Consider the following 4685-nt stretch of genomic DNA (forward strand, 5'->3'; position numbering starts at 1 on the left):
TGTAAAAGATTAATTTTTATAAATTCTAGTATCTTTTATTATATTAGGTTTAAGTTATAAATGAGCGCCGTTAAATCTCTTCAAATAACCAAAATATCTCAATATAAGTTAAAAACTTACTTTTTATAATTTATTATATTTTTAAAAAATATTACCACTATACAAATCTATACAATTTAATATAACAAACCGAATATTTTTATTTAGAACATATTAATGAAACAAAAAAATAATATCAAACATATAAAAAAATACATCTTTATTTATATCTAAAATAGATACTTATACATAACTAACTAATAAACCTTTTAAAGAAATATTTTTCTTAGCAGATGAGGAATTTATTATATATAAAAGTAAGAATGAGAAAAAAAGAAACAAAATATTTTTTAATTAAAAAATATTTTGTATTTTAGATAAAGTGATATATATATATTATTGATTAATAATAACCATTATTATATTAATTTCAAGGCAGGAGAACATTATGTTTAATTTATTTAAAGTATTATCAATTAGCATGTTAATTAGTTTAGTATCATGTGAACTTTATGAACATGCACTAAAACCAAAAAAGCTTTTGGGAGATAAAAAAAATCTTATGCAGAATATTGAATTTACAGATGAATCTAGTATAACGTCATATAAAGTAACAGATGCAGAAAAATCAGAGTCTGGTGGTAGTATAAGTATGATAGGAAAACCTTCAGATGCAAGATTAGGAAAAGATCTTATAGCAAATGATATAGCACAAAAGTCACAACGTAAAGTTTTAGCGGTTAAGAATAACGCACAAAACAATGAGATACACAAAACTAATAAATTCACTAAGGAGCAAGAAGATGCAATCGTTGCTTACGATTCTGAAGCTAATGATATTATGAGCAAAGTTAATACTAAGTCGACAGCCATTAATGCAATGCATAGTGAATTAAGTGCATCATTATTAACGCTTGAGAATATGCAAGCTGATATTACTAAAGCTACGTCTGATTTCGAGGAGTCAAGAAGTTCTTCTAAAAATGGTATTGATGTAAGCTTGAAAATTAAGCTAGAGCAAGCAATTAATAAAATCAAATCAAGTAAAAATAGTGCAATGGTATTACATCAAGATGGGATTAATGGATTGGAACATGCAAAAAGTAGTGCTGAACATGCAAGGGGCCTTGCTAATTCTGCTTTAAGTGAATCACGACATTTGAGAACAAGTAATTATTATTATGGTATACGTTATTATTATATATCAGATGCAAAAAAAAGCTTAAATAGTGCAGACGATATGTTTAAGCGAGTAAAAGAAAAGCAAGACAGCCTAAAGATTGCCATAGAGCAAGCATCAAAAGATTTTGAAACACTAAAGAATGCACATCACGCATTAAGACTTGTAAGAAAGTAGTACTATATTTATATATCGTTAAATTGCAAATAGGCTATAATTAAGTAAGTTTTAACTTATATGAGACATTTTAATTATCATAAAAGATTCAATGGCGCTTAATTATAATGTTAATTTTAGTATAAAAAAAAACATATTGTGTCTTACAAGACATTTGTTTTTTTCTGATTTTTTTTGTGTCTTTCCTAATAGATAAGCTAAAAAATAAGAAATAAATAAAAAATAGGACGCGAAAAAAGAATGAAAAGAATAAGTAGAAGAGGCGAGATAATAAAGAGAAGAATAGTAGAAGTAATGATGATGGTGGTGATGGTAGTGATGATGGGATGTAATAATGGAGTGTTAGAAGCGTAGAAAGTAGAATTAGAGAGAAAGAATAGTTTTTTAGATTCTTTAGTTAAGATCGGAGAAGGGTTTCAGGAGATTTTTGGTGTTTTTGGGAGTGCTGTTGGGGATGCATTAGGATTTAGTGTAGTTAAGGGAATAAGATCTTCTGAGATACCTGAAAGTAATGCTACAGAAGCTGGTACTACTCAAATTCCCCTGTTACTAAATAAATCGTAAGATTAAATAAAGTAAATAAAATTAAGGGAAACACTTTGATCTTTATGCATGAGAGTTGTTTTACTTTTTTGCATTTTAGTATTTCTTGTTGAACATTTATTGTTTTTTTATTTATCATGTATGATTTCATTCAGTTTTTGTTTATTTCTTTCATAATTGTCATTCTTCTCAACAACATCCTTTAATTTTTTCTTTAACTGATTTCATAGTTTCATCAATTTTAGTAAAATAAGCTCTTCTCTCACTTTTCTTTGTACCCTGCCTTGATTCCTAATGTCTCTGCCAACATATCCCCCAAAATGACAAAAACATCCATAAACCCTTTTTCGTATAGCAATCGAAGTAAGTAATTGTGTCTTAAGATCCGCTACTTCACCATTACATCCTGTCGTTATTACCATCACTATTACTGCATCTTTCTTCAATTCTTCCATAGGTAACTTATCATCATCATAAGTATTAGTACCTTTTGCGTGTATATTGAATATTGATAGTAATGGTCCTTGATTTCTTTGATATTAGGAAGTAGTATTAAATTATTATTTTATATTTTTATATAAATAGGCTATATATAATATAACTCATTATGTTTTTTACAAAATCTTATAAATATACAATTTTATATAATAAACCGAATATTTTTAATTAGAACATATACATCCTATGAATGAATAGATGATAACTAACAAATGATAGCAAATAAAATATATCTTTTTTGAACATAATAAAACAAAAGATACCAAGAAATTAACCCCTAGTATCTTTCCTTTATAACTTTATTTCTCTTATTTTTTATTTACTTATATAATTTTAACCACCATAAACACTATTTTCAGATACTACAGAAGTTGCATTAACATTGATTTTTATTGCTTCTTTCACTTTTTTAAGACCTGCATCTATTATCTTTCTTATTGCTATAATGTATCTAATGCCCTAGTTACTGCTCTTACTGCTACTCCTTTAACTGCAGTAACAACATCAACATTAGCAGCAGCATTTTATTTAGCAAATTTACCACCTTTTGCCATTACCCTTAATACTATCCCTCCTGCACTAGTGCCATCTTTTGCATTATTCCATACACCAGCAACAGCATCGGTAGGGCTATTAACAGCTAACTTAACAGCATCACCACCTTATTTAACTATAGCTTGTAATATATCAGCACCAGTTACTGCTCCAACTGCTTTTAGTGCATCAGCTGCTGATTTTTTAGGAGAATTAACAATAGCACCATCATTACCAGTATTACCAAATAAGTTTCCTGCATCACCAGCATTAACCCCCCTTTCTCCAAGATCATCGGCTTTTTTACCATCTCCAGCATCAGCACTTCCTTTATCCTTAAGTACTATATCCACAATTGACTTAATTCCCTTTACAAAGTATTATGATTTCTCTTAAAGTAGGTTTATTCTTTTAAGAAAAACAAAAAAACAAAATCATATAAAAATGAATGGATAAATTACGATTCATATATAAAAACATAAAGAATATAAGAGATTAAACATAAATGAAGAAAAAATTTAAAGTGAGATATTCAGAATGGTATTTTTACTAATCGGCTTTGGATAAATGTATGATATGATTGGCAGTGTTTTAGAGTTTGATACCAAACTGATGTATGGCTAATAAAAAAACAAGGATGTGAAGAGAAAATGATAGAAATAAAAGGAAGAGAGTAGAGAGAGTAGGTTTTTGAAGTCTTTAGTGAGATTGGGGGATGATTTTTTGAATGTTTTTACGTCTTTTGGGTATGTGGTAGGGAGTGTATTGGGATTGAATTTGGAAAGTAAGAAATCGGATGTGGGGAAATATTTTAAGAAAGTTCAGGGTACCGTGCAAGGAACAAAGGATAAGCTTGAAAAAATTGTTGCTGATATGAAGAGAAAAGGGAATCCTAATGTTGAGGGGGTAGAGGGTATAGTGAAGAAATTAATTGGCGAGACACTTGAAAAATAATTGCTGGGGCTAAGACTGCTAGTGAGGCTATTGGTGATGCTAGTGACTTAATTGGTAATGTTGCTATTTGTGGTAATAATGCTGCTGGGGGCGGAGCTAAGGTGATGGTGTTGAAAACTTTTTCTTCTATTAAACCCACTGTACCAATCGTATAACAATATAGAAATAAAAGGAAACCCAGATTTATCTCTAGATTTCCTTCTACTCTCGCTTTTAAGTAACCTAATCTAACTATCTATCTTATTGATGATTTGCTACTTTTGTAGCTCGTGCTTTATCTACTTCTTGTTTTACTTTTTCAAGCACATTCTTTACTGTTTTTTTAATTATATCTTCTATTGCTACTAATAGTTTATTTACTGCACTTATTCCTGCTCCTTGTACTGCTTTTTCATCATTATTATTATTAGCAGCTAATTTGCCATCTTTAACCAATGAACGTAGGGCGATTCCTCCAGCTACTGCTGCTGCTTTAGCTGCCCCTTGTGCTAAATGACCAGTATTATTTGTTCCTTTTGCAAATTCCAATGGAGTTGTACCTGCCACGGCATTTCCTGACAGTGATTTAACATCATTTTCTTTTGATTTAACTATAGATTCTAAAATTTCTTCACTACTCACTGCCGATACTATTGCTACTGCTTCTGGACCAGAAGCCCCACCTGCATTAGCACCTGCTGTTAAAACCTTAGCTCCATTTTCTGGATTGGCTATTCCTATTGATTGTTGATTCAATACTAAATTACTCTCTTTTAATTTT

Annotated in this window: 3 protein-coding genes and 3 pseudogenes; 3 read left to right on the forward strand and 3 right to left on the reverse strand. The window is 29.7% G+C overall.

Annotated features, from left to right (window positions below; translation table 11 throughout):
- The first annotated feature begins 487 nt into the window (after positions 1-487).
- Positions 488-1396 (forward strand): hypothetical protein, encoded by a 909-nt coding sequence (locus tag U880_RS0101440; RefSeq protein ID WP_024654480.1) that lies wholly within the window; start codon positions 488-490, stop codon positions 1394-1396.
- Positions 1397-1636: 240 nt separating this feature from the next.
- A pseudogene (locus tag U880_RS10740) lies at positions 1637-1903 on the forward strand (variable large family protein); the annotation flags it as partial.
- A 260-nt stretch (positions 1904-2163) separates the two neighbouring features.
- Here U880_RS10740 and U880_RS0101450 read toward each other — a convergent pair.
- Positions 2164-2394 (reverse strand): hypothetical protein, encoded by a 231-nt coding sequence (locus tag U880_RS0101450; RefSeq protein ID WP_024654481.1) that lies wholly within the window; start codon positions 2392-2394, stop codon positions 2164-2166.
- Between the two features lie 376 nt (positions 2395-2770).
- A pseudogene (locus U880_RS09825) lies at positions 2771-3345 on the reverse strand (variable large family protein); the annotation flags it as partial.
- A gap of 295 nt (positions 3346-3640) precedes the next feature.
- Here U880_RS09825 and U880_RS09830 point away from each other — a divergent pair.
- Positions 3641-4077: pseudogene (locus U880_RS09830) on the forward strand (variable large family protein); the annotation flags it as partial.
- Between the two features lie 88 nt (positions 4078-4165).
- Here the strand turns inward: U880_RS09830 and U880_RS0101465 are convergent.
- Positions 4166-4685 (reverse strand): variable large family protein (locus U880_RS0101465; protein ID WP_024654295.1); only part of this gene is annotated, 520 nt, incomplete at its 5' end.

Origin of the sequence: Borrelia hispanica CRI (assembly GCF_000500065.1) — a bacterium.
Lineage (GTDB): Bacteria > Spirochaetota > Spirochaetia > Borreliales > Borreliaceae > Borrelia > Borrelia hispanica.